General features: G+C 41.1%; 24 protein-coding genes. 17 read left to right on the plus strand and 7 right to left on the minus strand.

Translation table 11 applies throughout. The annotated features are described in order from the left end of the window. Positions 1–6: 6 nt before the first annotated feature. The 3 genes from EV690_RS13000 to rne all read right to left on the minus strand — a co-directional run bounded on the left by EV690_RS13000 (position 7) and on the right by rne (position 6706). Positions 7–1275 (minus strand): YeaH/YhbH family protein, encoded by a 1269-nt coding sequence (locus EV690_RS13000; protein WP_131913429.1) that lies wholly within the window; start codon positions 1273–1275, stop codon positions 7–9. A 17-nt stretch (positions 1276–1292) separates the two neighbouring features. Further along, positions 1293–3215 carry a PrkA family serine protein kinase gene (locus EV690_RS13005; RefSeq protein ID WP_131913430.1) on the minus strand — a complete coding sequence of 641 codons (1923 nt, stop codon included), beginning with the start codon at positions 3213–3215 and terminating at the stop codon, positions 1293–1295. A 536-nt stretch (positions 3216–3751) separates the two neighbouring features. Beyond that, positions 3752–6706, minus strand: a complete 2955-nt coding sequence (gene rne, locus EV690_RS13010; protein ID WP_131913431.1) for a ribonuclease E — start codon at positions 6704–6706, stop codon at positions 3752–3754. Between the two features lie 422 nt (positions 6707–7128). Here rne and rluC point away from each other — a divergent pair, with 422 nt between their 5' ends. Continuing rightward, the gene (gene rluC, locus EV690_RS13015; protein WP_131913432.1) at positions 7129–8094 is read left to right on the plus strand and encodes a 23S rRNA pseudouridine(955/2504/2580) synthase RluC; all 966 of its coding nucleotides are present in this window, start codon (positions 7129–7131) and stop codon (positions 8092–8094) included. Between the two features lie 51 nt (positions 8095–8145). Here the strand turns inward: rluC and EV690_RS13020 are convergent, their stop codons facing one another. After that, positions 8146–8733 (minus strand): Maf family protein, encoded by a 588-nt coding sequence (locus tag EV690_RS13020; protein ID WP_131913433.1) that lies wholly within the window; start codon positions 8731–8733, stop codon positions 8146–8148. A 130-nt stretch (positions 8734–8863) separates the two neighbouring features. On the opposite strand from EV690_RS13020, the gene yceD reads away from it, so the two are divergent. The 12 genes from yceD to EV690_RS13080 all read left to right on the plus strand — a co-directional run bounded on the left by yceD (position 8864) and on the right by EV690_RS13080 (position 18428). After that, positions 8864–9394, plus strand: coding sequence for a 23S rRNA accumulation protein YceD (gene yceD, locus EV690_RS13025; RefSeq protein ID WP_131913434.1), 531 nt, complete (start codon positions 8864–8866; stop codon positions 9392–9394). A 12-nt stretch (positions 9395–9406) separates the two neighbouring features. Beyond that, positions 9407–9580 (plus strand): 50S ribosomal protein L32, encoded by a 174-nt coding sequence (gene rpmF / locus EV690_RS13030; protein ID WP_131913435.1) that lies wholly within the window; start codon positions 9407–9409, stop codon positions 9578–9580. Next, positions 9543–10622: a phosphate acyltransferase PlsX gene (gene plsX, locus EV690_RS13035; protein WP_131913436.1), complete on the plus strand. Its 1080-nt coding sequence runs from the start codon at positions 9543–9545 to the stop codon at positions 10620–10622. Before rpmF ends, plsX begins: the two co-directional genes overlap by 38 nt. A gap of 178 nt (positions 10623–10800) precedes the next feature. After that, a complete protein-coding gene (gene fabD, locus EV690_RS13040; protein ID WP_131913437.1) occupies positions 10801–11739 on the plus strand; it encodes an ACP S-malonyltransferase in 939 nt (312 codons plus the stop codon). 15 nt (positions 11740–11754) lie between these two features. Next, positions 11755–12492, plus strand: coding sequence for a 3-oxoacyl-ACP reductase FabG (gene fabG / locus EV690_RS13045; RefSeq protein WP_131913438.1), 738 nt, complete (start codon positions 11755–11757; stop codon positions 12490–12492). 151 nt (positions 12493–12643) lie between these two features. Next, positions 12644–12880, plus strand: a complete 237-nt coding sequence (gene acpP / locus EV690_RS13050; protein ID WP_131913439.1) for an acyl carrier protein — start codon at positions 12644–12646, stop codon at positions 12878–12880. A gap of 77 nt (positions 12881–12957) precedes the next feature. Further along, positions 12958–14190 (plus strand): beta-ketoacyl-ACP synthase II, encoded by a 1233-nt coding sequence (gene fabF / locus EV690_RS13055; protein WP_131913440.1) that lies wholly within the window; start codon positions 12958–12960, stop codon positions 14188–14190. A 79-nt stretch (positions 14191–14269) separates the two neighbouring features. After that, complete coding sequence (gene pabC, locus EV690_RS13060; protein ID WP_131913441.1) at positions 14270–15082, plus strand: aminodeoxychorismate lyase; 813 nt, start codon at positions 14270–14272, stop codon at positions 15080–15082. Between the two features lie 6 nt (positions 15083–15088). Further along, on the plus strand, positions 15089–16081 hold the full coding sequence (gene mltG / locus EV690_RS13065; protein ID WP_131913442.1) for an endolytic transglycosylase MltG: 993 nt from the start codon (positions 15089–15091) through the stop codon (positions 16079–16081). After that, positions 16078–16716 carry a dTMP kinase gene (gene tmk / locus EV690_RS13070; protein WP_131913443.1) on the plus strand — a complete coding sequence of 213 codons (639 nt, stop codon included), beginning with the start codon at positions 16078–16080 and terminating at the stop codon, positions 16714–16716. The genes mltG and tmk overlap by 4 nt, the downstream gene beginning before the upstream one ends. Next, positions 16706–17662, plus strand: coding sequence for a hypothetical protein (locus EV690_RS13075; protein WP_131913444.1), 957 nt, complete (start codon positions 16706–16708; stop codon positions 17660–17662). The genes tmk and EV690_RS13075 overlap by 11 nt, the downstream gene beginning before the upstream one ends. Continuing rightward, on the plus strand, positions 17649–18428 hold the full coding sequence (locus EV690_RS13080; RefSeq protein WP_131913445.1) for a TatD family hydrolase: 780 nt from the start codon (positions 17649–17651) through the stop codon (positions 18426–18428). The genes EV690_RS13075 and EV690_RS13080 overlap by 14 nt, the downstream gene beginning before the upstream one ends. A 120-nt stretch (positions 18429–18548) precedes the next feature. Here the strand turns inward: EV690_RS13080 and rsmF are convergent, their stop codons facing one another. After that, positions 18549–19976 carry a 16S rRNA (cytosine(1407)-C(5))-methyltransferase RsmF gene (gene rsmF / locus EV690_RS13085; protein WP_224054868.1) on the minus strand — a complete coding sequence of 476 codons (1428 nt, stop codon included), beginning with the start codon at positions 19974–19976 and terminating at the stop codon, positions 18549–18551. Between the two features lie 164 nt (positions 19977–20140). Here rsmF and EV690_RS13090 point away from each other — a divergent pair, with 164 nt between their 5' ends. The 4 genes from EV690_RS13090 to prc all read left to right on the plus strand — a co-directional run bounded on the left by EV690_RS13090 (position 20141) and on the right by prc (position 23609). Beyond that, positions 20141–20410, plus strand: coding sequence for a YebG family protein (locus EV690_RS13090; protein WP_131913447.1), 270 nt, complete (start codon positions 20141–20143; stop codon positions 20408–20410). Then, complete coding sequence (locus EV690_RS13095; protein ID WP_131913448.1) at positions 20403–20876, plus strand: GAF domain-containing protein; 474 nt, start codon at positions 20403–20405, stop codon at positions 20874–20876. Before EV690_RS13090 ends, EV690_RS13095 begins: the two co-directional genes overlap by 8 nt. Before the next feature lie 81 nt (positions 20877–20957). After that, the gene (gene proQ, locus EV690_RS13100; protein WP_131913449.1) at positions 20958–21569 is read left to right on the plus strand and encodes an RNA chaperone ProQ; all 612 of its coding nucleotides are present in this window, start codon (positions 20958–20960) and stop codon (positions 21567–21569) included. A gap of 21 nt (positions 21570–21590) precedes the next feature. Then, complete coding sequence (prc, locus tag EV690_RS13105; protein WP_131913450.1) at positions 21591–23609, plus strand: carboxy terminal-processing peptidase; 2019 nt, start codon at positions 21591–21593, stop codon at positions 23607–23609. Positions 23610–23672: 63 nt separating this feature from the next. On the opposite strand, the gene EV690_RS13110 is transcribed toward prc, so the two are convergent. Together EV690_RS13110 and EV690_RS13115 are read right to left on the minus strand one after the other, a co-directional pair. Then, complete coding sequence (locus tag EV690_RS13110; RefSeq protein ID WP_224055049.1) at positions 23673–24578, minus strand: tyrosine-type recombinase/integrase; 906 nt, start codon at positions 24576–24578, stop codon at positions 23673–23675. Between the two features lie 335 nt (positions 24579–24913). Continuing rightward, entirely contained in the window at positions 24914–26308 is a 1395-nt protein-coding gene (locus EV690_RS13115) for an amino acid permease (protein ID WP_131913452.1), read from the minus strand. Positions 26309–26334: the final 26 nt, after the last annotated feature.

Genomic DNA, 26334 nt, shown 5'->3' on the forward strand with positions numbered 1-26334 from the left:
TCCTCCTCATGCAACTTCTTTTCGGAAAAACTCTCTGAATACCGGGAAGATATCTTCGGGTTTACGAATATGCTGCAAGTCAAAATTTGTATGTTGTTGGGCGAGTGATTCGTACTCCCGCCATAGTGTCTGATGTGCTCTGGCCGTAATCTCTATATAAAAGAAATTGCGGATAACTGGTAAGATATCTCGATCAAGCAATGTTCGGCATACGGGGGAGTCATCAGCCCAATTATCACCATCCGATGCCTGCGCTGCATAAATGTTCCATTGATCTTCAGGGTAACGCTCAGCGATGATTTGTTTCATTAATTTCAGTGCACTTGATACGATTGTCCCTCCAGTTTCCTGTGAATAAAAGAACTCTTGTTCATCGACTTCTTTGGCCTGTGTATGGTGGCGAATGAACACTATATCGATTCGTTCATAATTCCGTGTTAGGAATAAATACAGTAAAAGATAAAAGCGCTTAGCCATATCTTTAGTGGCCTGATCCATTGAACCTGATACATCCATCAAGCAAAACATCACGGCCTGTGAATTCGGCACTGGCTGTTTAACATACGCATTGAATTTTAAATCAAACGTATCAATAAATGGCACTTTGCGAATGCGTTCTCTGAGTTCATCAGCTTCTTTTTCTAAAATTAAAATTTCAGCTTCATTCTCTTGAGGCGATTCATTTAATTTTGCAATTTGCTGTTCAAGTTCATGTAAAAGCCGTTTTTTACTTGCAGACATTGCAGTACGACGCAATAGAGAGTTTTGCAACGACCGAACTATGTTAATGTTTGAAGGAACACCATCATTGGTAAAGCCGGCTCGAATCGTTTTAAAATCAATCATTCGGTCAGTACTATTTTCTTGCAGATTAGGTAACTCCAGATCATCGAATAGAATATCTAGATACTCATCTTTTGATATTTCAAACTGAAAGTTATCAGTTCCTTCCCCACTGTTACTCGCATCACCTTTACCAGAACCACTGCCGCCCCCACCTTGGGGGCGTTCTATCCGATCTCCGGGTGAAAATTGATCATTACCAGGCAATACACGAGTGCGATCCCCCCCTTCACCTTGATGAAAAAATGGTTCAGTTATATCTCGTGAAGGAATAGAGATGCTTTCTCCAGAATCAAGGTCTTGAATACTGCGCTGATTGACGGCATCAGTTACAGCTTTTTTGATCTGCTGTTTATAACGGCGCATAAAGCGCTGTCGATTCACAGCACTTTTGTTTTTACCGTTTAAACGTCGGTCAATAAAATGAGCCATACAAGAACCTCCGATGGCTAAGACGACTTACGAACACGCAAATACCACTCAGAAAGAAGTCTAACCTGTTTGCGGGTATAACCTTTTTCCATCATACGGTCGACAAAGTCGTCATGTTTACGTTGGTCTTCAGCCGAAGTTTTCGTATTAAACGAAATGACAGGGAGAAGGTCTTCGGTGTTTGAGAACATTTTTTTCTCAATGACAGTGCGAAGTTTCTCATAACTAGTCCAACTCGGATTCTTACCTTCATGATTTGCTCTGGCGCGTAAAACAAAGTTTACAATTTCATTTCGGAAATCTTTTGGATTACTAATTCCTGCTGGCTTTTCAATTTTCTCCAGCTCATCGTTTAACGCCCCTCGGTCAAATAACTGACCGGTATCTGGGTCACGAAATTCCTGATCTTGGATCCAGAAATCAGCATAAGTTACATAACGGTCAAAGATATTCTGGCCATATTCCGAATAGGATTCCAGATATGCGGTCTGAATTTCTTTGCCAATAAAATCAATATAGGTCGGAACTAAATAGCCTTTAAGATATTCCATGTATTGATCGGAAACTTCCTGTGGGAACTGTTCACGTTCAATCTGTTTTTCAAGTACATAAAACAAATGAACTGGATTAGCTGCAACTTCGGTTGGATCGAAGTTAAAGACACGCGATAGGATCTTAAAGGCAAATCGAGTGGATAGGCCATTCATCCCTTCATCTACACCCGCAAAGTCCCGATATTCTTGATAGGATTTTGCTTTTGGATCCGTATCTTTTAAACTCTCACCGTCATAAACCCGCATTTTTGAAAAGAGTGATGAGTTTTCAGGATTTCTTAATCGAGATAAAACTGAAAATTCAGCCAACAATTTCAATGTGCTCGGTGCACAGTTAGCATGGTTAAGTTCGCTGTTATCCAGAAGTTTCTGATAAATTTTTACCTCTTCTGAAACTCTCAGGCAGTATGGTACTTTGACAATATACACACGATCGAGGAAGGCTTCGTTATTTTTGTTATTACGAAATGCCTGCCATTCAGACTCATTCGAGTGAGCCAATATAATCCCGGAAAAAGGCAATGCAGACAAACCTTCTGTCCCATTATAGTTTCCTTCCTGGGTTGCAGTTAAAAGCGGATGCAGCACTTTTATGGGGGCTTTGAACATTTCCACAAATTCCATTAACCCTTGGTTTGCGCGGCATAAAGCTCCTGAATAGCTATAAGCATCAGCATCGTTTTGGGCATAATGCTCAAGCTGACGAATATCCACCTTACCAACAAGCGAAGAAATATCTTGGTTATTCTCATCACCGGGTTCAGTTTTAGCGATCGCAACCTGATCCAATATAGACGGGTAGATTTTTTCTACTTTAAATTGAGTGATATCCCCGCCAAATTCATGCAATCGTTTTGCCGCCCAAGGTGACATAATCGGCCGCAAATAACGTCGGGTAATGCCATATTCTTTTTGCAAGATCTCACCATCTTCTTCAGCATCAAATAAAGCAAAAGGGTGGTCGTTAACAGGTGAGCCTTTCAGTACATAAATTGGCAATTTTTGCATCAAGCTTTTTAGTTTTTCGGCTAGTGATGATTTACCACCGCCCACAGGACCAAGCAAATATAGAATTTGTTTTTGTTCTTCCAGTCCTTGAGAGGCATGTTTGAGATAGGAAACAATCTGCTCAATACTATCTTCCATCCCATAAAATTCTTCAAAAGCGGGATATCTGGCAATAACCCGGTTAGAAAAAAGCCGACTCAGACGAGGGTCTTTTGCCGTATCGATATATTCAGGTTCACCTATAGCCATTAACAAACGTTCTGCTGCAGAAGCATAGACTGAAGGGTCATCCTTACATAACTGTAAATATTGTTCTAAAGATAGCTCCTCATGGCGAGCCTCTTCATAACGCTGTTGATAATGATTGAATATGCTCATAGCATTCTCCCTAACATCGCTTCCATCCGAAAATCAGATAGACTTCACAAACGAATTCGTTATGTAGTTACTTTAAGATTAGACTAATAACCGAATAACCCAATAAAACATAAAAGAAAAATTTTAATATTTATTCTGTCACTCAATAACCAGACTCAATTTTTCACCCCTATCTATTTTAGTTTTTGATTGACCACCTAACTTTGTCAAAGTCTTTTACACGTTGACTGAGCATAAAATAGATGCACTAATCATGCCTAAGGTATTTAATGGAAATAATGAAAATATTTAAAAGGAGGGATGCACTTGCATGCTAAAAAACTAACTATATGATTTTTATAGATAAAAAAATTTAAAAGAATTTCTATACGAAACATCTGAAATACGAATTTTTTATATAGAAACTTATTGTTTAGTTTTTTTATAAAAAAATAAACTAAAAAACAATAAATCTATATCAATCGTGATTAAAAAAGGCCTATCACTAGGATAGGCCTGTTACAATCAGATGCTGGTTAAATTTGCACCAGATAGGATCACATCGTCTTCTGCATTGGTGCATTTACCCATTTAGATGCGCCATCAATGCCTGCTTGCCGACCACTGTGCACAAAATGGGGCCGTTCATATGGCTGAGTCTCGATGGTCACTTGGACAACTTGCGCAGGCTCTGGTTTGGTCATTGGTGCAAAAGCATAGCCTTTCGCTGTTCCAATCAATCCCAGAGCTACAGGAGCACTGTCATCTTTTTTCTGCACGGACTCATTAGATGTAACTTTTACCTCTTCAATATTATCTTGTTCTAACGGTTGTGCAGATTCTTTTTCAGCCGAAGCCTCTTGAGCGTCTACTGTTTCCGATTTTGCAACTGAGTTTGCGTTTTGCGCAGAAGAAGTTGTAGCAGCTTCAACCTCAGAGGATGTTGTTTTAGCATTTTCTGTCGTTGTTACTTTATCTTCACCGGTGTCAGGCCTATTTTGCATTGGCTCCGGTTCTGCATCCTCATTATTTTCAATATCCGCTTTTGGTAAATCGCTAAAACGCTTACGCTCTCCCACATAAGGAGACTGAGTATTACGACGACGCCGACGTTTAGGTTTAGCCTGAAGCTCATCGTTAGATGAACTCGACGTTGTTTCTTTAGCATCATCATCCGCTTTAGTCGACTCTTTTGAGACCTCAACAGGTTGTTCTTCTGATGTTGTCACAAGTTCTACCGATTGTTCTACTGCGGGTGCTTGTTTGGATACTTTTTCAACTTCTGGTGATTCAATCGCTTTACTTGGCTCAGGATTAACTGCTGGTTGTTTCACGTTTTCAGCGGCCATAGTTGTATCAACAGTCTCAGTAGTTGTAACAACTTTCGATTGCTCAACGTCTTTCACAACCTCCTGCATTCGGATTTTTCGATGCATTCGTCGCTGCTGACGACGGGGTTTCACAACATCTTCTACCGCTTTATTCGCTTGTGGCTTATTCTGCTGAGATTGCGTTTCCGCTGGTTTTTTATCGTTGGCTTTGGCCGCAGGTGAACGTTGTTTCTTCTGAGGCTGAGCCGATTTTTCATCTTTAGTCGTTGCTGACTTTTTAGTATTCGTCGTGCTTTGCGCTTGCGAAGTTTCATCCTGCTTTTTCGGTTTGTTAGCGCCACCCGTTTGTTTCGAACGATTTTGCCGACGATTGCGACTTTCTCGAGTTTTACGTAGCTGTTCTGAATTAGACGATTGTTCAGTTTTTGGCTTGTTATCTGGCGCTGGCTGTTGCTCAGGTGTAGTGTCTTGGGCTTTCGTTTCTTCAACTTGCGGAGTAGGAGACAAAAGCTTTTTCATCAAACGAGAAAACCATGACTGTGGTGCGCTTGTTTGAGGCGATTCTGCTTTATTTACAGGGGCTGGTTCAATAGGCGCAAAACCTTTCAAAACAGGCTGCTCCTGGCTCTGTTCTCGAGCATGTGTGCGTGGCTCATAAACAGGCGTTGGCTGTGTTGTCACGAGGCTATAACTAGGTTCATCGGTCTGCTCAACTGGACGGACTCGAGTAACCTCGTAATGAGGTGTTGCCATATGTTGATTCGGAATGATAATGATTCGAACCTGATGGCGCTTTTCTATTTTATTTAACGAAGTTCGTTTTTCATTCAATAAATAGGCTGCCACTGAAACTGGAACCTCAGCACGCACCTCATTAGTATTCTCTTTGAGTGCTTCTTCTTCAAGTAAACGTAAAATTGAGAGCGCCAATGACTCGGTATCCCGAATCGTACCTTGGCCATTACAACGAGGGCAAATATGTGTTGATGATTCACCTAACGAAGGTCGGATTCGCTGGCGTGACATTTCGAGCAATCCAAAACGAGAGATTCGCCCAATTTGAATACGAGCGCGATCTTGTCGCACAGCTTCGCGGAACCGATTTTCGACTTCCCGTTGGTTTTTAACTGGCGTCATATCAATAAAGTCAATCACAACCAAACCGCCTAAATCTCTCAAACGTAGCTGACGTGCAATTTCGTCGGCAGCTTCAAGATTCGTTTGTAAGGCTGTTTCTTCAATATCACCACCTTTAGTGGCGCGCGCCGAGTTAATATCGATAGAAGTGAGCGCTTCTGTTGGATCAATAACAATACTCCCACCTGACGGTAGGCGGACTTCGCGCATAAATGCAGATTCAATCTGCGATTCAATTTGATAATGGTTAAATAAGGGGACTTCACCTTCATAACGCTTAACCCGATTGACAAAATCAGGGCGTACGAGTGAGATATGTTCTTTTGCCTCTTCAAAAATCGCTTTATTATCGATCAAGATCTCACCGACATCGCGACGTAAATAGTCGCGAATCGCACGCACAATAACATTACTTTCCTGATGAATAAGAACGGGAGCAGGGTGGGTTTCTGCGACAGATTTAATCGCGTCCCAACGGTTAAGAAGCACTTTTAAATCCCACTCTAACTCTTCAGCTGATTTCCCAGTTCCGGCTGTTCGAACAATTCGTCCCATACCTTTGGGAACTTTAATTGTGTTTAAAGCTTCCTTAAGTTGGGTTCGATCATCACCTTCAATCCGTCTGGAAATACCACCTGCATTGGGATTATTGGGCATCAATACCAAATAACTTCCCGCGAGACTGATAAATGTTGTTAACGCGGCACCTTTATTACCACGTTCCTCTTTATCAATCTGCACGATGACTTCTTGGCCTTCTTTTACGGCATCTTTAATTGATGGCCGGCCTTTATAGACATATCCTTCGGGGAAATATTCGCGAGAAATCTCTTTGATTGGCAAGAAACCATGTCGTTCGGCGCCGTAGTCTACAAATGCGGCTTCAAGGCTAGGTTCAATCCTAGTAATTTTACCTTTATAAATATTTGCCTTTTTCTGTTCATGGCCTGGACTTTCAATATCCAGATCATACAATTTTTGTCCATCTACTAGTGCCACGCGCATCTCTTCAAGTTGCATGGCATTAATTAACATTCTTTTCATTCGTTCTGCCTTGGTGTATTCCCCAAGCAGAGCATTCAACCTGCCTTATAACGGCAAGGCCCTGTGTTTTTAAAAATAACGGAAATGGAACCTCACGGCTGCGGCTTCGTCAATAAAAGGGCGCATAACATGACGCGTCGTAATTACCTTGCTGCAGATAGCTCTGTGGCAAACATGCAACCTGGTGTAAAATCTACTCGCTCTTCGCGTTTTAAGGCAACGTAAATGATGCCTGCTCGGTTGTTTTAATTTATTTTATACGTTCTCGCTGAAAGGCCGTAATGACTTGTATAATACGGCGCACATCAGTGAACTGAGCGTAACGCACTTAAAATAATAAAACGAGTGCGTTTAACGTGTTAAATATAGCAAAGCTACATTTTTACAGCAATCAATTTCATCTTTGTGGTAATATCTGTTACATGAATGATCAAAACAATAAGGTTCGTGTTGTTCGCGTCAGTGACGATGAAGCCGGACAGCGTATAGACAATTTCTTAAAACGGCAGCTTAAAGGCGTGCCGAAAAGTTTAATTTATCGTATTTTGCGTAAAGGTGAAGTACGAGTGAATAAAAAGAGAATCAAACCCGATTACAAATTAGTCAGTCATGATGACGTTCGTATCCCACCAGTTCGCACCACTCAGCAAGACAAACCCATTGCAAATGCTAACTTAAATAAAGTTTCTCATTTAAATGATTGTGTTCTATTTGAAGATGATTGTTTGTTGATTTTGAATAAACCTTCAGGATTTGCAGTTCATGGGGGGAGTGGACTAAATTTTGGGGTTATCGAAGGGCTCCGAGCGTTACGTCCTGATGCGCGTTTTTTAGAACTTATCCATCGACTAGACCGTGATACTTCGGGAGTGTTGATGATTGCCAAAAAACGCAGTGCTTTACGGGAACTACATCGTCAACTTCGGGAAAAAATTGTTCATAAACATTATCTAGCTCTTGTTCATGGGTGTTGGCCCCGAGCCTTAAAAAAAGTAAATGCACCACTGGCAAAAAATGCTTTATCCTCTGGAGAACGAATTGTTCAAGTCAATGAGGTTGACGGAAAACCTTCCTTAACACGGTTTCAACTTGAGCGAAAACTCGGCGACATGACATTAATTCAAGCATCCCCAGTGACAGGCCGAACCCACCAAATTCGCGTTCATTGTCAAAATGCTGGATACAGCATCGCGGGAGATACAAAATATTCAACCCACGAGCAACAGAGTACAGCTAAAGCCTTTGGATTAGGCAGACTGTTTCTGCATGCCTGGAAAATTGAATTTATTCATCCCAAATCAGGTGAAACAATAAAACTGATGGCACCTTTAGATGTATCACTGCAGAAAGTTGTCGATCATTTAGCATCGGAAGTGGATTGCTATTAAATGAAAGCTTATTTCCTCATCCAACGTCATTGGCTGAGGAAATAATCGCCACTACATGTTTAACATCTCTACCCCAAACGACTCGAGAAATTCAACTAACCGAATGAGCGGCAAACCAATCAGTGTATTTGGATCCTCTCCCGTAAGGGACTTAAATAAAACAATACCACTGCCTTCGGCTTTAAAACTACCTGCACAGTATATAGGCTCTTCTACTTCGACATAACGACGAATTAAGTGTTCAGATAGTTCTCGAAACAACACGTCAAAGTGTTCGACGCTTATTTGCCACTGATTGGTGCTGGAGTTCAATACTGCAAGCCCCGTCAAAAAACGGGCTTTTTTATTACTGGCTAGTTTAAGTTGCTCAATGGCTCGCTCTTTAGAAAGTGGCTTACCCAATATTTGATCATCAATGCAGCAAACTTGATCACTCCCAATAATAAGATGGTTGGGATAAATATCCGCTAGTGCTTTAGCTTTTTGCATCGCTAAACGCTCAACTAATGCTCGGGCCGTTTCGCCCTGGAGACGAGTCTCATCAATATCTGGAGAATGGGAATGAAACTTAATTTTGAGTTTTGCCAACAGCTCTTGGCGAAAAGGTGAGCTAGAGGCAAGAATTATAGATTGTTGCATAAAATCATCTCGCTATTTTAACGGACTGATTGTAAACTCTGTGCGTCGAACAAGCGAGGGCTTGTAAAGTGATTGGTTTTGATTAAAATCCTTTGACTATCAGGCTTTCAATCTATATGATGCGCGCCTTATGCAAAAGGTTAAATTACCGGTTGAGGTTGAACCGTTCCGAGCGGCGAAACGCCGGCTGGATTATCAAGGCATAGTACCCGCAGGGCAAATGCCAAGACTTGCACAAGCAACCTTAGCTGTAAGTAAAGATGCTGAAGCTTCGATTCACTTTGACATTGACCCGCAAGGGCTAACAGTGATGACAGGTGAGGCAACAACTGAAGTCGTACTTGAATGCCAACGATGTGGCGAGCCATTTAATTTGGCACTACACGTTGAATTTCAATATGCTCCAGTAAATGATCATCAGTTGATGGATGAGTTACCGCAAGCATATGAACCGCTTGAGTTAAATGAAAACGGGGAATTTTACCTCCGGCAAGTTCTAGAGGACGAATTTTTATTAGCTCTGCCTTTGATTGCAATGCATTCTTTGGCCGACTGTAAAGTCCAGGAACAGGTTAGGACGTTTGGTGAAATACCGACTCAAGAAGGGAATATGCAGCCGAATCCATTTGCTATTTTACAAAGTTTAAAAAAAGAAAATTAGGAGAAAGGGTCAATGGCCGTTCAACAAAACCGTAAAACCCGTTCTAAGCGTGGCATGCGTCGTTCTCATGATGCAATCACTAACAATGCTGCACTGAGCGTTGACAAAGAAACTGGTGAAACTCACCGTCGCCATCATGTAACTGCTGATGGCTTCTATCGTGGCCGGAAAGTTATTAACAAGTAAGGCAACGCAATTGCAACGTCTAACGATTGCGTTAGATGCTATGGGGGGAGATTCTGGCCCCCCTGTCGTTATACCTGCCGTCAAACGCATTCTTGAAAACTATACTAATATTGCTGTTCACCTAGTTGGTGATCCGGTGATACTTACCCCGCTTATTGAGCATTATCAACTGCAGGAAAATCCCCGAGTTCATCTGGTATGTACTAGTGAAGTCATATTACCTGACGACAAGCCACTAACTATTTTACGTTCGCGTCGCTCATCATCCATGGCTAAAGCCTTGCAGCTTGTTGCGGATCATCAGGCTAATGCGTGTGTAAGTGCTGGTAGCACTGGTGCACTGGTTGCTTTATCACATTCGATCTTAAAAGTTTTACCCGGAGTCGTTCGACCAGCATTAGTCACAGCACTTCCCAATAAAAAAGGTACTAAAACACTTTTACTAGATTTAGGTGCCAATATTAATTGCAATGCCAACCTGCTTGTTCAATTTGCAATGATGGGTTCTGTCTTAGTTGAACAACTTTGGGGCGTCAACAATCCATCGGTTGCGCTTTTGAATATTGGCAGTGAAGCAATCAAAGGGAACGATACAATTCGTCATGCTAGTCATTTACTTACTCAAACAAAACATCTAAATTATCAAGGATTTATTGAGGGAAATCAGTTGTTCAATGGTTCATGTAATGTCATTGTCTGTGATGGTTTCTCTGGGAATGTTGCACTAAAGACAGCTGAAGGGACTGCTGAATATTTATTAGATATATTTTCATCCTTTATGCCTAAAGGACGTATCAAGCGATATTTAATCAGCAGACTGTTACCCGGAATCGCAACCCAACTTAATCGATATCGTCCGTCTCAATATAATGGAGCCTGTATGTTAGGCTTAAATGGTAGTGTGATTAAAAGTCATGGCAGAGCGGATAGTGATGCGTTTTATCAGGCGATCTGCGAAGCAATTGAGCAATCAAAATTGCATATCCCCGATATGATAGGGGAAAAAATACAAACATATCAGGCTACATTGTCAGAAAATTGATAATAAATCGCACATATTGAGGAATATTTAACCGCTTGCTTTATCCAAAGCATAGATGCCACTTGGGATGTGCTGGCGAAGTGGTTATACTTGCAAACATTAATTCATTATTTATAGTTTGCCAAGACTGCAGTCGCCTTCACGTGGGGCTGTTTAAATTTAGATATAGGAATATCTCATGTCGAAATTTGCATTTGTGTTTCCGGGGCAGGGATCCCAGAGTGTAGGGATGCTAGCCGAACTGGCCCAGACAAACGCAACTGTTCAGAAGACTTTTGCCCAGGCTTCAGATGCTCTGGGATATCGCATCGATGATGTTATCGCGAATGGTCCTGTCGAAAAGTTAAATGATACGGCAGTTACCCAACCTGCGTTGCTAACATGCTCTGTTGCACTATGGCGAGTTTGGCAGGAAAGGGCTGATTTTAAGCCAGCATTTCTAGCAGGACATAGTCTTGGAGAATATTCAGCTTTAGCATGTGCAGGGGCCATTGATTTCTCTGATGCGGTGACACTAGTCGAATTACGTGGCCAACTCATGCAACAAGCTGTTCCTTCTGGTGTTGGTGCAATGTCGGCGATTATCGGTCTTGACAATGACACAATTATTCAGGTGTGTGAGCAAGCTGCGCAAGGTGAAGTTGTAACCGCTGTTAATTTCAACTCGCCAGGACAAGTTGTTATTGCAGGAAATAAAGCAGCAGTGGAACGCGCCAACGCTTTGTGTAAAGAAGCTGGAGCGAAACGAGCACTTCCGTTGCCGGTTAGTGTTCCATCCCATTGTGAGTTGATGCGCCCGGCGGCTGAGCAATTGGCTGAAAAACTAGACACACTCAAATTTCATCATCCACTCTATCGCGTCATTCACAACTATAATGTATCGGTGTCTGAAAACGCCCAACAGATCAAAGAAGCTTTAATTAAACAGCTTTATAGTCCTGTAAGATGGGTTGAAATAGTTGAAATGCTTGCAAATGAAGGTGTTTCTCATTTAGTCGAGTGTGGTCCGGGTAAAGTGCTTTCTGGCTTGACTAAACGGATTAATAAACAACTTTCGTCTGTATCGTTTAACGATACTGCATCTTTAGATGCTGCCATTGAAACAATTTCTAAATAATAAAGGATTGATAACATGTCTTTTACCGGCCAAATAGCATTAGTGACCGGCGCTAGCCGTGGTATTGGCAAAGCGATCGCTACGGTTCTTGCCAACCGAGGTGCAACAGTTATTGGAACAGCAACATCTGACAAAGGTGCTGAAGCAATAACCGGATATCTGCAAGCACAAGGTGGCTGTGGCATGGTTTTAAATGTCACAAATAATGAATCAATCACAGAATTATTCAACCATATCAAGCAGCAGTATGGCGATATCGATATTCTAGTAAATAATGCCGGTATTACTCGCGATAATTTGTTAATGCGGATGAAAGATGAAGAATGGGATGATATCATCGCCACGAATTTGACATCTGTCTTTAAATTATCGAAAACCGTTTTACGAGCTATGATGAAGAAACGGTCCGGTCGCGTAATTAATATCGGTTCAGTTGTCGGTTCTATGGGTAATGCTGGACAAACTAATTATTCAGCAGCCAAAGCCGGGTTATTAGGCTTTACACGTTCAATGGCAAAAGAAGTCGCCTCTCGTGGAATTACTGTCAATGCAGTCGCACCCGGATTTGTAGAAACAGACATGACCAGAGCCCTTGACGAAAGTCAGCGCAAGGCTATTTTAGCTGAAGTGCCAATGGCTCGACTCGGAGATCCTGAAGATATTGCGAAGACAGTTGCATTTTTAGCAAGTGATGACGCAGCATATATTACAGGTGAAACGATTCATGTTAATGGCGGAATGTACATGGCATAATCACTTTTAAAGTGATTAAATAAGGCATTCTCCGTTAAATTCAGTGATAAATCGCGAAAGCGATCATGCAACTAGGGGTTGCAACTTTTCGCGGTTTGAATACACTATCGCAACAACGCAAAAGCGTATTATACAAAGGAAAATTATTGTCATGAGCACAATCGAAGAACGTGTAAAGAAGATTATCATCGAACAGCTTGGTGTTGGTGAAGATGAAGTAAAACCAGAAGCATCATTCGTTGATGACTTGGGTGCTGATTCTTTGGATACTGTTGAGCTGGTGATGGCTCTGGAAGAAGAGTTTGATACTGAGATTCCAGATGAAGAAGCTGAAAAAATCACTACCGTTCAAACAGCTATTGATTACATTCTTGCTAATCAAGACTAATCTTCTAAAACAGGCAGTTTGACTGCCTGTTTTGATCTCACTCTTTATTTCGTATTCCCATTTCTGGAGGCTAATCTGTGACAAAACGCAGAGTGGTTGTAACCGGCATTGGTATGTTGTCGCCGGTAGGAAATACGGCGGAAGATTCTTGGAAAGCTCTCCTTGCAGGCCAAAGCGGTATTGGACCCATTGAGCATTTCGATACAGAGGCCTTTCCAACTCGTTTCGCTGGCTTAGTTAAAAACTTTGATGCTGATAAATATATCCCCAAAAAAGATCAACGTAAAACTGATCTTTTTATTCAATACGGCATAGCAGCCGGTTTGATGGCACTTGAAGACTCAGCTATTGAAGTAACAGATGACAACGCAGAACGGATTGGCTTATCCATTGGTTCTGGGATTGGTGGTTTAGGTTTAATCGAACAAAACCACACAAGCTTGATGAATCAAGGACCCCGTAAAATCAGTCCTTTTTTTGTTCCATCGACAATCATTAATATGGTTGCAGGGCACCTGTCGATTAAAACAGGAATTAAAGGACCCAACATTGCAGTAACGACTGCATGTACAACCGGAACTCATTCAATTGGTCTTGCGGCAAGATTAATCGCCTATGGGGATGCGGATGTCATGCTCGCCGGTGGTTCAGAAAAAGCATCGACCGAACTTGGTATGGGCGGCTTTGCCGCAGCTCGAGCGCTTAGTAGCCGCAACGATGACCCGCAACATGCGAGTCGGCCATGGGATAAAGACCGAGATGGGTTTGTCTTAGGTGATGGTGCTGGTGTTATGGTGTTAGAAGAGTATGAACACGCCAAAGCTCGTGGTGCTAAAATTTATGCCGAACTCGTTGGTTTTGGAATGAGTGGTGACGCACATCATATTACGGCACCTTCAGGTGATGGCGCCGTATTAGCGATGAAAAATGCCCTTAAAGATGCCAAAGTTGATCCGTCTGTTGTGGGATACGTTAATGCTCATGGCACCTCGACACCTACTGGCGATGTGGCAGAAAGCAATGCGGTTAAAAGTGTCTTTGGTGATCATGCTTACCATTTGTTGGTTAGCTCAACCAAATCGATGACCGGGCATTTATTAGGTGCTGCCGGAGCTGTTGAAGCGATTGTCTCGGTGTTAGCTCTTCGAGATCAAATTGCTCCACCAACCATTAATCTGGATAATCCTGATGAAGGATGTGATTTGGATTATGTTGCCAATGAAGCTCGCCCTGTTGAACTTGAATATACCTTATCCAATTCATTTGGATTTGGTGGCACAAATGGTTCTTTACTGTTTAAAAAAATATAGTTTAACTGTCATTTGAGCATTGAGCCTGATGTCGCTAATATGGCATCGGGCTTTTTTATACCCAAATTAAGGAGTCTCTGTGATAAAGCACTGGGTAAATGGACAACCATCCGACTCGCTACCGGTAGAGGATCGCGGTTTACAATATGGTGACGGATTTTTTACGACGATGGCAGTGCGGAATGGGAAAATACAAAACTTAGATTATCATCAGATTCGTATTTCGCATGGATTAAGGTTACTCAATTTTTCAGTTGATGTTGCTAAAATCTGGCAATTCACTGAGCAAAAGGCAACATCGCTGAATGATGGTGGATTAAAACTAACCATTACCCGTGGCGTCGGTGGAAGAGGCTACCAAAGTCCCGAACATCCTTCGCCAAACTGGATTATTAGTAGTTTTGCGTTGCCTCCTATTTATAAGGAATGGCAAGAAGTCGGGGTGCGATTAGCCTTAGCAAAAACCAGACTCGCGGTCGGAAATGTTTTTAGTCATTTAAAAACGCTGAATAGAATAGAGCAGGTGGCTCTTAAACAAGAATTAACCAAGGATAATGACGAGCTATTGGTATTAGATTATCTGGGGAATGTCAGTGAAGCTATCACTGCGAATGTGTTCTGGCGTAAAGGCAAAAAAATATACACCCCAGAACTTAAGTTAGCCGGTGTATTTGGGACTCAGCGCAGTTACCTTATAGAGAAATTACAACATCGTGAATTTGCTGATTTCGAGTTAAATATTGATAATTATCCACTTGCTCATATTCAAAACTCCGACGAGATATGGTTAACCAATAGTTTGTTACCAATTGTACCGGTGCGACAGTTTGAGTCCAAGACATATCAAGATTTCTCATTTACTCAACGTTTATTAGGGGATCTAGGATACTAATTGCCCATGCGAAAAGCTTTCTTAATCATCAGTTTATTCCTCGTCATTGGTTTAAGTGGATTGTTGTTTAAAGGGTATAAGTTCGCTCATCAACTATGGATAAAACCAAACTTAACCAAATCACAACTATACACGCTTAAACCAGGTGAGCGCCTAATTGACGTTCTTTCTCAATTAACTGTACTCAATAAAACGCAGCAAATTAGCTTAAAATTTTGGTTTCGAATTCATCCCAAGTTGGCAAGAATTAAAGCTGGAACTTATGAACTCCCAGCTCAATCTAGTTTCGCGGATATCGCTGCGATTCTCCGGTCCGGGAAAGTATATCAGTACCATTTAACATTAGTTGAGGGCGAAACCTTATCGCAGTGGTGGCAGCGACTTAGCAATTCACCAGGATTGATCCCACCGCAGAAGTCACCAGAAGAAATTGCAGCTCAACTCAAGGCGCCATCGACTAATCTGGAAGGATTATTATTACCTGAAACTTATTATTATACGCACGGAACGAAAGCCATTGCAGTCATTCGCAGAGCTTATCATTCGATGGAACAAATAAGCTCGCAATTATGGGAAAATCGCGATAAAGATTTACCGCTTACCTCACGTTATCAACTGATTATTCTCGCTTCATTGATCCAGAAAGAGACCGGCATTAATAGCGAAATGCCGAAAGTAGCATCTGTTTTTGTGAATCGTTTACATAAAGGCATGCGTTTGCAGACAGATCCGACTGTCATCTATGGATTAGGCGATGCCTATAACGGTCATATAACGCGAGCCGATCTCAAAGCTAAAAATGCGTATAATACGTATGTGATTCATGGCTTACCGCCAACCCCCATCGCTATGCCAGGGAAAGTTGCGCTAAAAGCAGCGGCTCATCCAGAACAAACCCACTATTATTATTTTGTTGCCGATGGAACTGGTGGTCATCATTTTTCACAAACATTGAAACAACATAATCGTGCTGTAAGGAAATATATATTAAACCGATGAACAAAGGCCAATTTATAGTTATAGAAGGGTTAGAAGGCGCTGGTAAAAGTACTGCTCTAGAAACCTTAAAAGAATGCCTGACAAAACAAGGTATTGATTTTATTGCGACTCGAGAGCCGGGCGGCACCCCTCTGGCAGAACAGTTACGTGATATTCTAAAGCACTATCAAGATGAAGCAATTACAGCCCAAAGCGAGCTATTGTTGATGTATGCAGCACGCAGCCAGTTGGTTGAAAACGTGATTAAGCCCGCTTTAAACCAGGGTAAGTGGGTCTTAGGTGACCGCCATGATCTTAGTTCGCGCGCTTACCAAGGGGGGGGACGTCAAATCTCAATGGATACACTAAATCAATTACGTGATTTAACATTAGGAAATTTTAGGCCTGCCTTAACACTTTATCTAGACATCGATCCCGTCAAAGGGCTTGCCAGAGCGAAGGCTCGTGGTCAACTTGATAGGATAGAGCAACAGCAATTAGACTTTTTCAAACGAGCGAGAGCGGTGTATCTGGATGAAGTCACCCGCAACCCCCAATGTATCAAAATCGACGCGGGACAATCACTCGATGATGTTCAGCAGTCCATAAGAAAAATAGTTACCAACTTTTTGCATAAGCCAAGTTATGATTACTAGCCTTCCTCCGTGGCAAGAGCGTTTAGTTGAACAATTAAGCGCCCAATTTGCTAATCATCGCTTAGCTCAGACATTATTGTTTGATTATGAAAAAGGAGCAGCTGTTGAAACGCTAAGTAACTACTTGGTGCGTCTCATTTTATGTCAAAGTCATACAGCGAAATATACGCCCTGTGGCCACTGTCACAGTTGTCACATGCTTGAGTCTGAAAGTCACAGTGATTTTTATTCACTTGCACCTAAAGGCCAAAGTATTGGTGTTGATGATGTCCGTTTACTGCAAGACTGGTCAGTGCAAAAACCAACCCATGGGCATGGTAAAGTCGCACTAATTGAACAAAGCCATAAGTTAACGCCTTCAGCAGCTAATGCACTGTTAAAAATGCTTGAAGAGCCTAAAGAAAATACCTATTTCATACTTCTAAAGCCTCTCCAAAGTTCACTACTGACGACTATTATTAGTCGAGCACAACGCTGGGTGATCCATTCACCATCACCAACTCAAGCGCTTGATTTGCTCCAACAATGGTACCCGGATATTCATTTAGAGCGATTACAACTCGCATTACATTGGCTGGATGGACCCACTGAATGTGCTGAATTTTTTAACAATAATGGTGAGGACGAATTGAGTAAGTTTACCCAAGCAGTTGAGGGGCTCAATCAGCATGATATAGATCCAATTGCTCAGCAACTAGAGAAATCGCCAGATAAATTAAGCTGGCTTGGTCAGATTATCATTGATTCACTGCAAAACCATTTCCATAAGCGGGACCATATCTGTCCTCTTTTAACACAACTCACGCAGAATCAACTCATAGATGCCTGGCAAATGTTTGTACAGTTAAGAGAAAAACTAGCGCAACATCCAGCATTAAATTTTTCATTGCAAGTTTACCCATTACTTAGCTATTTAAATCAACCGGAGAGTAATCGTGCTGATTGATTCACACTGTCACCTTGACCGCCTCAACTATGAAAGCTTGCACCGAGATCCAAAGCAGGTCATTGAACAAGCAGTCCAACAAGATGTACATTACATGTTAGTGGTCAGTATCTCTCTTGATGAATATCAGAATATGCGTCAGTCTCTTAATGACTATTCCAATTTGTTTTTTTCTTGTGGTGTTCATCCGTTACATGTTCATGAATCAAAAATTGAGGTAGAACGCCTCCGACGCCTTGGCGCTCAAGAGCGAGTTGTTGCATTGGGCGAAACAGGGTTAGATTATTTTTACAGCCCTGAAACAAGAGAACAACAGATTGAAAGTTTTATCGAGCATCTGAAAGTTAGTAGAGAACTAGAAAAACCAGTCATCATTCATACTCGAGATGCTAAAAAAGAAACGCTAGAATTGATCAATAAATACGGGAATCCAGATATCGGTGGTGTTTTGCATTGCTTTACCGAAGATTATGAGATGGCGATGCAGGCCATCGACATGGGATACTATATTTCAGCTAGCGGAATCATTACTTTTAAATCGGCGAAGAAAGTACAACAAACATTTGCTAAGTTGCCTTTAGAACGCCTTCTCGTTGAAACCGACTCACCATATCTGGCACCGGTACCTTTTCGAGGTAAAGAAAATCAGCCTGCTTATACACGTCAAGTCGCAGAACAGCTCGCGATACTTAAAGGCGTCAGCTATGAGGACATTGCAAAAGTGACTACAGAGAACTTTCAAAAACTTTTTGGGAAAATTGAATAAAAAGCACAAAAAAAGTCCGGTGCGAATCCTTGCGCCGGACATAGGGGAATGGCCCGCATGGGCCTTGCGCTAATTATTACCAACACTTTAAGTGTAGCTAGGCTTAGCTAATTTTCCAGTTTAAATAAACTGGACGCCATCACGCACAAGTTCCCTAGGGAGTCGATTTTTAATTTTGCCGTTAAGTCGTTTCCCCAGACCTAAGTGAACACCTTGAGCGCTAAGTAAAACTTCCCCCCCACCGGCTTTGGAGTCAGGCCATTTGATATCTTGCCCCTGATAATAGCGTGCAGCCTGCTCAAGTGTTAATTCTATGGTATTTTTATTAATCTGTTCTGCCCAGTGGATAGCCGCTTCATGAGTGAGTCGCCATTGATCTTTAAACTGCTCAGCTATTTTTAAACCGATACGGTCAAAGCGAATCTCCCCAGTCAGTTGATAAATTGCTTCAGGAAACAGCCAATATTCGTTGTCTCGAATCATTACAACATAATGTTCTTGTAGAACAATGCCAAATTGTCGTTTCAAATAACTGCTGATCTGCTGCAGCTGTTTTGGGCTAGCTTTAGTAAAGGGTAATGGCCGAACTTTTTTGTGCACTGGTTTGATAGTTAATGATGCTTTTTTCTTGATTGCAGCAACAAAAAATCCTTCACTATCGTAAACTTGTGGCCATACATGCAAATAGCCCTCGGTTGTAAGTGCTCTTTGAGCATCAGGAAATAGCGTTCCTAATGGTACAACCTCAACCGCTTGCGGATAACGTTGCTGAATTAATTCAACCACTTGTTCATTTTCAAGTCGATTTAAAGTACATGTAGAATAGATCACAACCCCATCAGGCTTTAAGGCATGCAATGCACTATCAAGCAACGTCAGCTGTAATGTCGCTATCTCTTTAACATGCTCAACTGACCAATTATTCATTGCTTGCGGATCTTTTCTTAGAGTTCCCTCTCCGGAGCAGGGCGCATCTAATAAAATTCCATCGAAAATTTCTGGGAGCCAGCGACCAAAAACATCCGCGTTATAATGGGTCAAAGCCACGTTGGCAATACCACAGCGCTGTATATTAGAATAGAGACCTTTGATACGGCTTGCCGAAAATTCATTGGCAACGATAGCACCCTGATGCTCCAATATAGCGGCTATCTGAGTCGTTTTAGACCCAGGTGCAGCTGCAGCATCTAAAATAAGCGGGGCATCATTTGGGCTGATAAGATGAAATAACGCGCTCACTGGCAACATTGAGCTGGCTTCTTGAATGTAAAACAATCCGCCAAGGTGCTCTATTGTGTTCCCTAGTGCGATCGTATCATCATCACGCTCTATCCAAAATCCAGTGTCACACCAAGGAATTGGTTCTAAGTGCCAACCCTTAGAGCGCATTCGCTGGCAAAAGTCATCCGGCGTGATTTTTAAGGTGTTAATACGAATGCTGCGACGCAATGGTTTATCGCAATACTCGAGGAATTGTTCAAGGTAGTCAGGTGTTGGTAGACTTTTAGAAATAAGTTCGACAAACGGCTCAGGTAATGAAACAGCCACAATTGCAGATCCATGGGACAAATACACTGGCGCATATTGTACTGATCTGAATCTATTTCGCATCGATATTTTTCTATCAACCGCTTTTTTCTTGAATTCTTAGATTTTTTTACATATATCCGTATAATAGGGCACTGTACATAAATACAGTATTTGGAGTTACCGTGGCAGTCGTCATCAAATATGTAGTTGAACGAGATGGTGTAGAAAAAATGACCTTTACTTCGAAAAAAGAGGCTGATGCATACGATAAAATGTTAGATATCGCCGATCAATTCGCCTTATTTTTACGCCAATCTGAGGTAAAAATCGATGAATCTCAAGCTGAAGAATTAGGATTTTTTATCGCTAATAATCGCAATTGTGTCAATAATTTGTTAAAAGGACGAGAGTTTGAAGTAAATATGCTATCAGGAGCATCTGAGAATGAATGATAGAGCCAAATTTTATGAACGGTTAACTCAACAGGTTGAAGCTTTTACAGGACCTGACGTTCATTGGCTTTCAACGCTTGCAAATACAGCAGCGCTATTGTGGATGGAACTTGATACAATCAACTGGGCTGGCTTTTACCTTAAAAGTGGTGAGCAATTAGTTCTTGGACCATTTCAAGGTAACCCAGCTTGTACTAATATTGATATTGGAAAGGGTGTCTGTGGAACAGCATTTGCGCAACGTAAACCATTGGCTGTTGCGAATGTTCACGAGTTTCCCGGACATATTGCGTGTGATGCGGCAAGCGAATCTGAGATTGTTTTACCTTTTTACGCAAAAACTCAGCTTATAGGAGTTTTGGATATTGACAGTCCCGTTTTAAATCGGTTTGATCAACATGACGTATCAGGTTTGCAAAAATTGCTTAATCTATTAGCTAATGCCTTACCAGATATTGAATTTTAATAGCTTTTCCAAGCTTGGCCACTATAATAACCCAAGTACAGAGCGGTCTGTGCTATCTAGTTGTGTAATTTAAGGTTGTTCATGGAAACCGTTAATAAACTAAAGAATAGTAAAGAAGTAATTGCCTATTTGGCAGAATTATTCCCTCAGTGCTTCTCATTGAAAGGGGAAGCCAAGCCATTGAAAATTGGTATTTTTCAAGATTTAACCAGTCGGTTAAAAGATGACTCTAGGGTAAGCAATACACTATTGCGTAGTGCATTGCGCCAATATACTTCCAGTTGGCGTTATCTTCATGGTGTTAAAACGGGAGTGAATCGAGTTGATTTAGATGGGCAACCCGCTGAAGTTGTTGAGCAGGAACATGCCGATCACGCGCAACAAAAATTAAAGGAAAGTAAAGAAAAAGTTTTTGGCTCTAAAGCCCAAGCTAAAAAAGAAGCAAAACCAGCCAAAACAAAACCAGAACGAACTAATACAGTTCGTCGTCCCAAGCGAAACAATAACACGCCTCATCCGGCTAAAGTTAAAGTTGTTCCTAGCGAAGAGTTACATACTGGCAAACAAATCCGTGTGTTAGTCGGAAAGACCCCTATGCCAGGAATTATTACCGAAATCGTGAAAAACGAGATTTCAGTGCAGCTTAATTCTGGTATGCAAGTCAAAGTCAAAAAAGAGCATATCGTTGCTTAATTTTATTCAAGAGGCGTCTTTATGAGATTAATTGGCCCGCTGCTTGTGGCACTGACCCTTTCTTTGAGTTTATCGACCAGTGCATTTGCTAGTCCGGTCAATATCAAAGAATCAGCATTGCCACAACTAGCTCCACAAAGCCAACATGCCACGGAAGCAAGGCGAATTGCAGCTATTTATACGCGTACTCATTATGTCAATGTTGTTTTAAATAGTGCACTTTCAAAAAAGATCTTTAAGCGCTATTTGAATCAGCTTGATTATCATCATGATCTGTTTTTACAATCTGACCTTGAAGCTATGGACGATTATAAGACGCAACTTGATGATGATATAGCTTCAGGACAACTCTCTCCGTTTTATAAAATTTTTAATCTCAGTTTAAAACGTCGCTATGAGCAATTGGCTTATTCCTTAAGTCTACTTAATATTAATAAGCCTTTGACTTTCAAAGATAAAGAACGCTATCAATTTGATCGTACCGATGCAGCGTATCCAAAGGATAAAACTGAACAAAAAGCACTTTGGAAGAAGAAAGTTAAGTTCGATGCCTTGAATCTTAAACTTTCCGGTAAAAAGTGGCCAGAAATTGTTAAGTTATTATCCAAACGCTATAACTATGCGCTCAGAAGGTTGACGCAAACAGAAAGTGAAGATGTTTTTCAAACAGCTATGAATGCTTTTTCACGTTCAATCGATCCTCATACCAGTTATTTATCACCACGTTCGTCAGAACGCTTCAATACCGAAATGAGCCTTTCACTACAAGGAATTGGAGCTGTTTTAGAAAATAAAGATGAATATACGACCATTCGCCGACTTATACCCGGTGGACCCGCGGCTAAAAGCGGCCTGCTGAAAATTGGAGATAGAATTGTTGGGGTCGCTCAAGATGGTAAACCGATGGTTGATGTCATTGGTTGGCGTATTGATGATATTGTGGATTTGATTAAGGGACCTAAGGGAACTACGGTTTATCTGCAGATATTACCTGCAGGCAGTAAAGCCGATGGCAAAACACGTAAGATTAAATTGGTTAGAGATGTTGTTCGGCTAAAAGATCGTGCCGCTAGTGGCGAGGTTATGAAAGTTGATGGCCATAAGATCGGAGTTCTAACAGTTCCAAGCTTTTATGTTGGCCTAAGTAAAGATTCAGCTAAAGCGATTAATAAACTTAAAAAGCAACACATTCAGGCTCTGGTTGTTGATCTCCGAGGAAATGGGGGAGGGGCATTAAGTGAAGCGATTAGTATGACAGGTTTATTTATCCCGAAAGGCCCGGTTGTTCAAGTTCGTGATCAATTAGGTCGCGTCAGAGTGAATCAGGATATGAGCGGTTCGACTGTCTACAGAGGTCCATTAGTTGTGCTAGTTAATCAATATAGTGCTTCAGCATCAGAAATTTTTGCGGCGGCTCTGCAAGACTATGGTCGAGCGATCATCGTTGGTGAACAAACATATGGTAAAGGAACGGTCCAACAGCATCGTGGGTTGGGACGAACTTATGATTTATTTGAGCACCCGATGGGGCATGTGCAATATACAGTAGCTAAATTCTATCGAGTTAATGGTGGATCAACTCAGCGCAAAGGGGTTATGCCTGATATTATTTTCCCATCAGCATTACCACATTCAGAAGTTGGTGAATCAGCCAATGATAATGCTTTGCCGTGGGATCATATTAAATCAGCTGATTACCATAAGGTTGGAAGCTTTAAAAAACTGTTGCCCATTTTAATTGCAGATCATAAGAAACGGATCGCTAAGTCACCTGAGTTTCAGTATATTATTGCTGATATTAAGCAGTATCAAGCCAGAAAAGATAAAAAAAGTATTAGCTTAAATTATCAAATTCGTAAAGCTCAGCGAGAGAAACAAGATAAAGAAGAATTGGCTCGTTTAAATGAGCGCTTAAAACGCGCAGGTAAAAAGCCAGTTAAATCGATTGCCGATAAACCTGCAAATTTTAAAGCTCCTGATGCTTATCTTGATGAAGCTACAGATATTGCTGAAGATTTAGCTGTTCACGAGAAAAAGTAAAGCGTCGATTACTTACGGACTTTTTATAATCTTTGAAACCACCTCTTTGAGGTGGTTTTTTTATTAGAAGATAATGCGTGAGCTTGCTCTTTGTAATCGTTCATCACCACGACGATCATATCGTTGTGTCGTATTAATACTGGCATGTCCCATCGCATCTTTGACCGTAACAATATCTTCACCATTATCGAGCATCATGGATGCAAACGTTCGGCGAAGATCATGCGGGGCAAAAGGTTCAATCTCAGCATCTTTCTGTCGTATCTGTAAAATATGATAGATCGCTTGGTCACTTAGCCGATCTAAAGTTACATCGTCAAAACGTCGAATTCGGGTAAAAAGAGGCCCAGAATATTCCCCTCTGATATCATAGATCCACTTCTGTAGATATTCCCAGCTGCTAGATGGCATAAAAGAACGACGCTGTTTATTGCCTTTTCCCATGACTACAAGCGTTTTACTTGAATATTCTATATCATTTAAATTCAATGCAACCAACTCGGCTCGCCGTAAACCACAGCCTAATAATAGCGCAATAATTGCGGCATCACGGACACCTTTGCAGGAAAAATCTTCATTAGTAGTAGTAAATAGTTGCTTGATCTCAAATTGACTTAAGGCTCTCCCTCGGCTGACGCGATACCCCTTCACAGATTTAATTTGACGAATATGTGTATAGGTATCCGTATCAATTTGATTCATACTCCATGCTTCTAACATCACTCCTTTGATCGCTGCCAAATAAGTATTAACTGTTGCCGGACTTCTACCTTTAGCTAACAATTTTTCTATCACTGCTTGTATATGGTGCCTTCTTAGTTCAGACCAAGGACAATCTTTAAAGGAGATATACCCTAGAATTTTGGCCACAATATTTAGAAAAGACTTCATTGTCTGTCGACTCCTCACTGATTGCAGAGAAATCAGATAAGCAATTGCAGGATTATGTGCTTCAGGAGTGGAACTGATGAGCTCATTTCTGAGAAAAAATTTAGATACAACAGACTCTGACACTAGATACTCCAATATGACTTCATCTATAGCCTAATCTAACAGCCAATTATAATTTTAATAAACTTTACTTTTTCAAAGATACATTTTAATAAGTAGAGATATAAAAGACAATGATAAAAACAAAATATTTAATAAATTCAATTAGTTGTAAGGTTATCAATATTGAGGGGGAGCTTTATAAAAATGCCATCTGAATCTGAGCGGGTTAAAAGTAGTAAGAATTTATAGATAGGTAATTGAGCGGAGGGAAGAAAAGGGCAACATCTGTCATTGTTGCCCTTACCAGTTAGTTAAGAATTTTCAGTCGACTTTTCTGAAAAATTAGCACTGCTAGTTTGCGAACTTCGATTTGACTTGATGAAGAAGAAGATAGCTAAGAGCACCACCCAAGCTGGAAGCAAATATACGCAAATCCGTTGGCTTGGTGTTAGTAACATAATGACTAAAATGAGAACCATAAACAGCAAACATAAAATGTTACTCCATGGATAGCAAAAGCTAGGGAAGTAGCTTCGTTTTCCGTGATGATTTTGGAACTTACGGAATTTTAAATGAGTAAAGCTAATCATTGCCCAGTTAATCACCAGTGCTGAAACAGTCAGAGACATTAAATAACCAAATGCCTCTTTTGGAGCAAAATAATTCAATATTACACACAAGCCAACAACTAACGCAGAACAACTTAAAGCAATGACAGGAATTCCTTTACGATTTACTTTAAGTAAAAATTTCGGTGCATTTCCCTGTTGAGCTAAACCAAATAGCATACGACTATTACAGTAAACACTACTGTTATAAACAGATAGTGCAGCAGTTAAAACAATAACATTTAGAATATTAGCGACAAAATCACTATTAAGCGCGTGAAAGATCAGTACGAAAGGACTGCCACTATCAACAACTTTATCCCATGGATATAGTGATAATAAAATAGCTAGCGCACCGATATAGAAAATCAAGATCCGATAGATCACTTGATTGGTTGCTTTGGGTATAGTTTTTCTAGGCTTATCAGATTCAGCAGCAGTAATGCCGACTAGCTCCAAACCACCAAATGAAAACATAATGATGGCCAGTGACATGATCACACCATGCCAACCTTTGGGGAAAAATCCACCATGAGCCCAAAGATTAGAAATACTTGCCTGCGGACCAGCCTCTCCAGTGGTTAATAAATAGGCGCCGAACAAAATCATACAAATGATGGCTAGGACTTTAATAATAGCAAACCAGAATTCCATCTCACCAAATAACTTAACATGAGTTAGGTTGATCAGATTGATCATAATGAAGAATACTAGTGCTGAAACCCAAATCGGAACGCTCGGGTACCAATACTGGACATATTTACCTACTGCGGATAATTCAGCCATTGAAACCAGAATGTATAATACCCAATAGTTCCAACCTGAAATAAATCCAGCTAAGTTTCCCCAGTATTTATATGCAAAATGGCTAAAAGATCCTGCAACAGGCTCTTCAACGACCATCTCCCCAAGCTGTCGCATAATTAAAAAGGCAATAAATCCGGCAATTGCATACCCGAGTAATACTGCCGGGCCTGCCATTTTTATTGTGTCGGCAACGCCTAAAAATAGCCCTGTACCAATTGCACCTCCAAGAGCAATTAGTTGAATATGGCGATTCTTAAGTCCTCTATGAAGTTGTTGTGATTTTTCGTCCACAGGTCTTCCTTAAAAGTGGATAGAAT

The sequence above is a fragment of the Celerinatantimonas diazotrophica genome (genome assembly GCF_004339545.1).
Classification (GTDB): Bacteria; Pseudomonadota; Gammaproteobacteria; order Enterobacterales; family Celerinatantimonadaceae; genus Celerinatantimonas; species Celerinatantimonas diazotrophica.

Coding starts and splice junctions, on each gene's coding strand:
- EV690_RS13000 (WP_131913429.1), bottom strand. CDS start 1,275: ATGGCTCATTTTATTGACCGACGTTTAAACGGTAAAAACAAAAGTGCT.
- EV690_RS13005 (WP_131913430.1), bottom strand. CDS start 3,215: ATGAGCATATTCAATCATTATCAACAGCGTTATGAAGAGGCTCGCCAT.
- rne (WP_131913431.1), bottom strand. CDS start 6,706: ATGAAAAGAATGTTAATTAATGCCATGCAACTTGAAGAGATGCGCGTG.
- rluC (WP_131913432.1), top strand. CDS start 7,129: ATGAATGATCAAAACAATAAGGTTCGTGTTGTTCGCGTCAGTGACGAT.
- EV690_RS13020 (WP_131913433.1), bottom strand. CDS start 8,733: ATGCAACAATCTATAATTCTTGCCTCTAGCTCACCTTTTCGCCAAGAG.
- yceD (WP_131913434.1), top strand. CDS start 8,864: ATGCAAAAGGTTAAATTACCGGTTGAGGTTGAACCGTTCCGAGCGGCG.
- rpmF (WP_131913435.1), top strand. CDS start 9,407: ATGGCCGTTCAACAAAACCGTAAAACCCGTTCTAAGCGTGGCATGCGT.
- plsX (WP_131913436.1), top strand. CDS start 9,543: ATGGCTTCTATCGTGGCCGGAAAGTTATTAACAAGTAAGGCAACGCAA.
- fabD (WP_131913437.1), top strand. CDS start 10,801: ATGTCGAAATTTGCATTTGTGTTTCCGGGGCAGGGATCCCAGAGTGTA.
- fabG (WP_131913438.1), top strand. CDS start 11,755: ATGTCTTTTACCGGCCAAATAGCATTAGTGACCGGCGCTAGCCGTGGT.
- acpP (WP_131913439.1), top strand. CDS start 12,644: ATGAGCACAATCGAAGAACGTGTAAAGAAGATTATCATCGAACAGCTT.
- mltG (WP_131913442.1), top strand. CDS start 15,089: ATGCGAAAAGCTTTCTTAATCATCAGTTTATTCCTCGTCATTGGTTTA.
- tmk (WP_131913443.1), top strand. CDS start 16,078: ATGAACAAAGGCCAATTTATAGTTATAGAAGGGTTAGAAGGCGCTGGT.
- EV690_RS13075 (WP_131913444.1), top strand. CDS start 16,706: ATGATTACTAGCCTTCCTCCGTGGCAAGAGCGTTTAGTTGAACAATTA.
- EV690_RS13095 (WP_131913448.1), top strand. CDS start 20,403: ATGAATGATAGAGCCAAATTTTATGAACGGTTAACTCAACAGGTTGAA.
- proQ (WP_131913449.1), top strand. CDS start 20,958: ATGGAAACCGTTAATAAACTAAAGAATAGTAAAGAAGTAATTGCCTAT.
- prc (WP_131913450.1), top strand. CDS start 21,591: ATGAGATTAATTGGCCCGCTGCTTGTGGCACTGACCCTTTCTTTGAGT.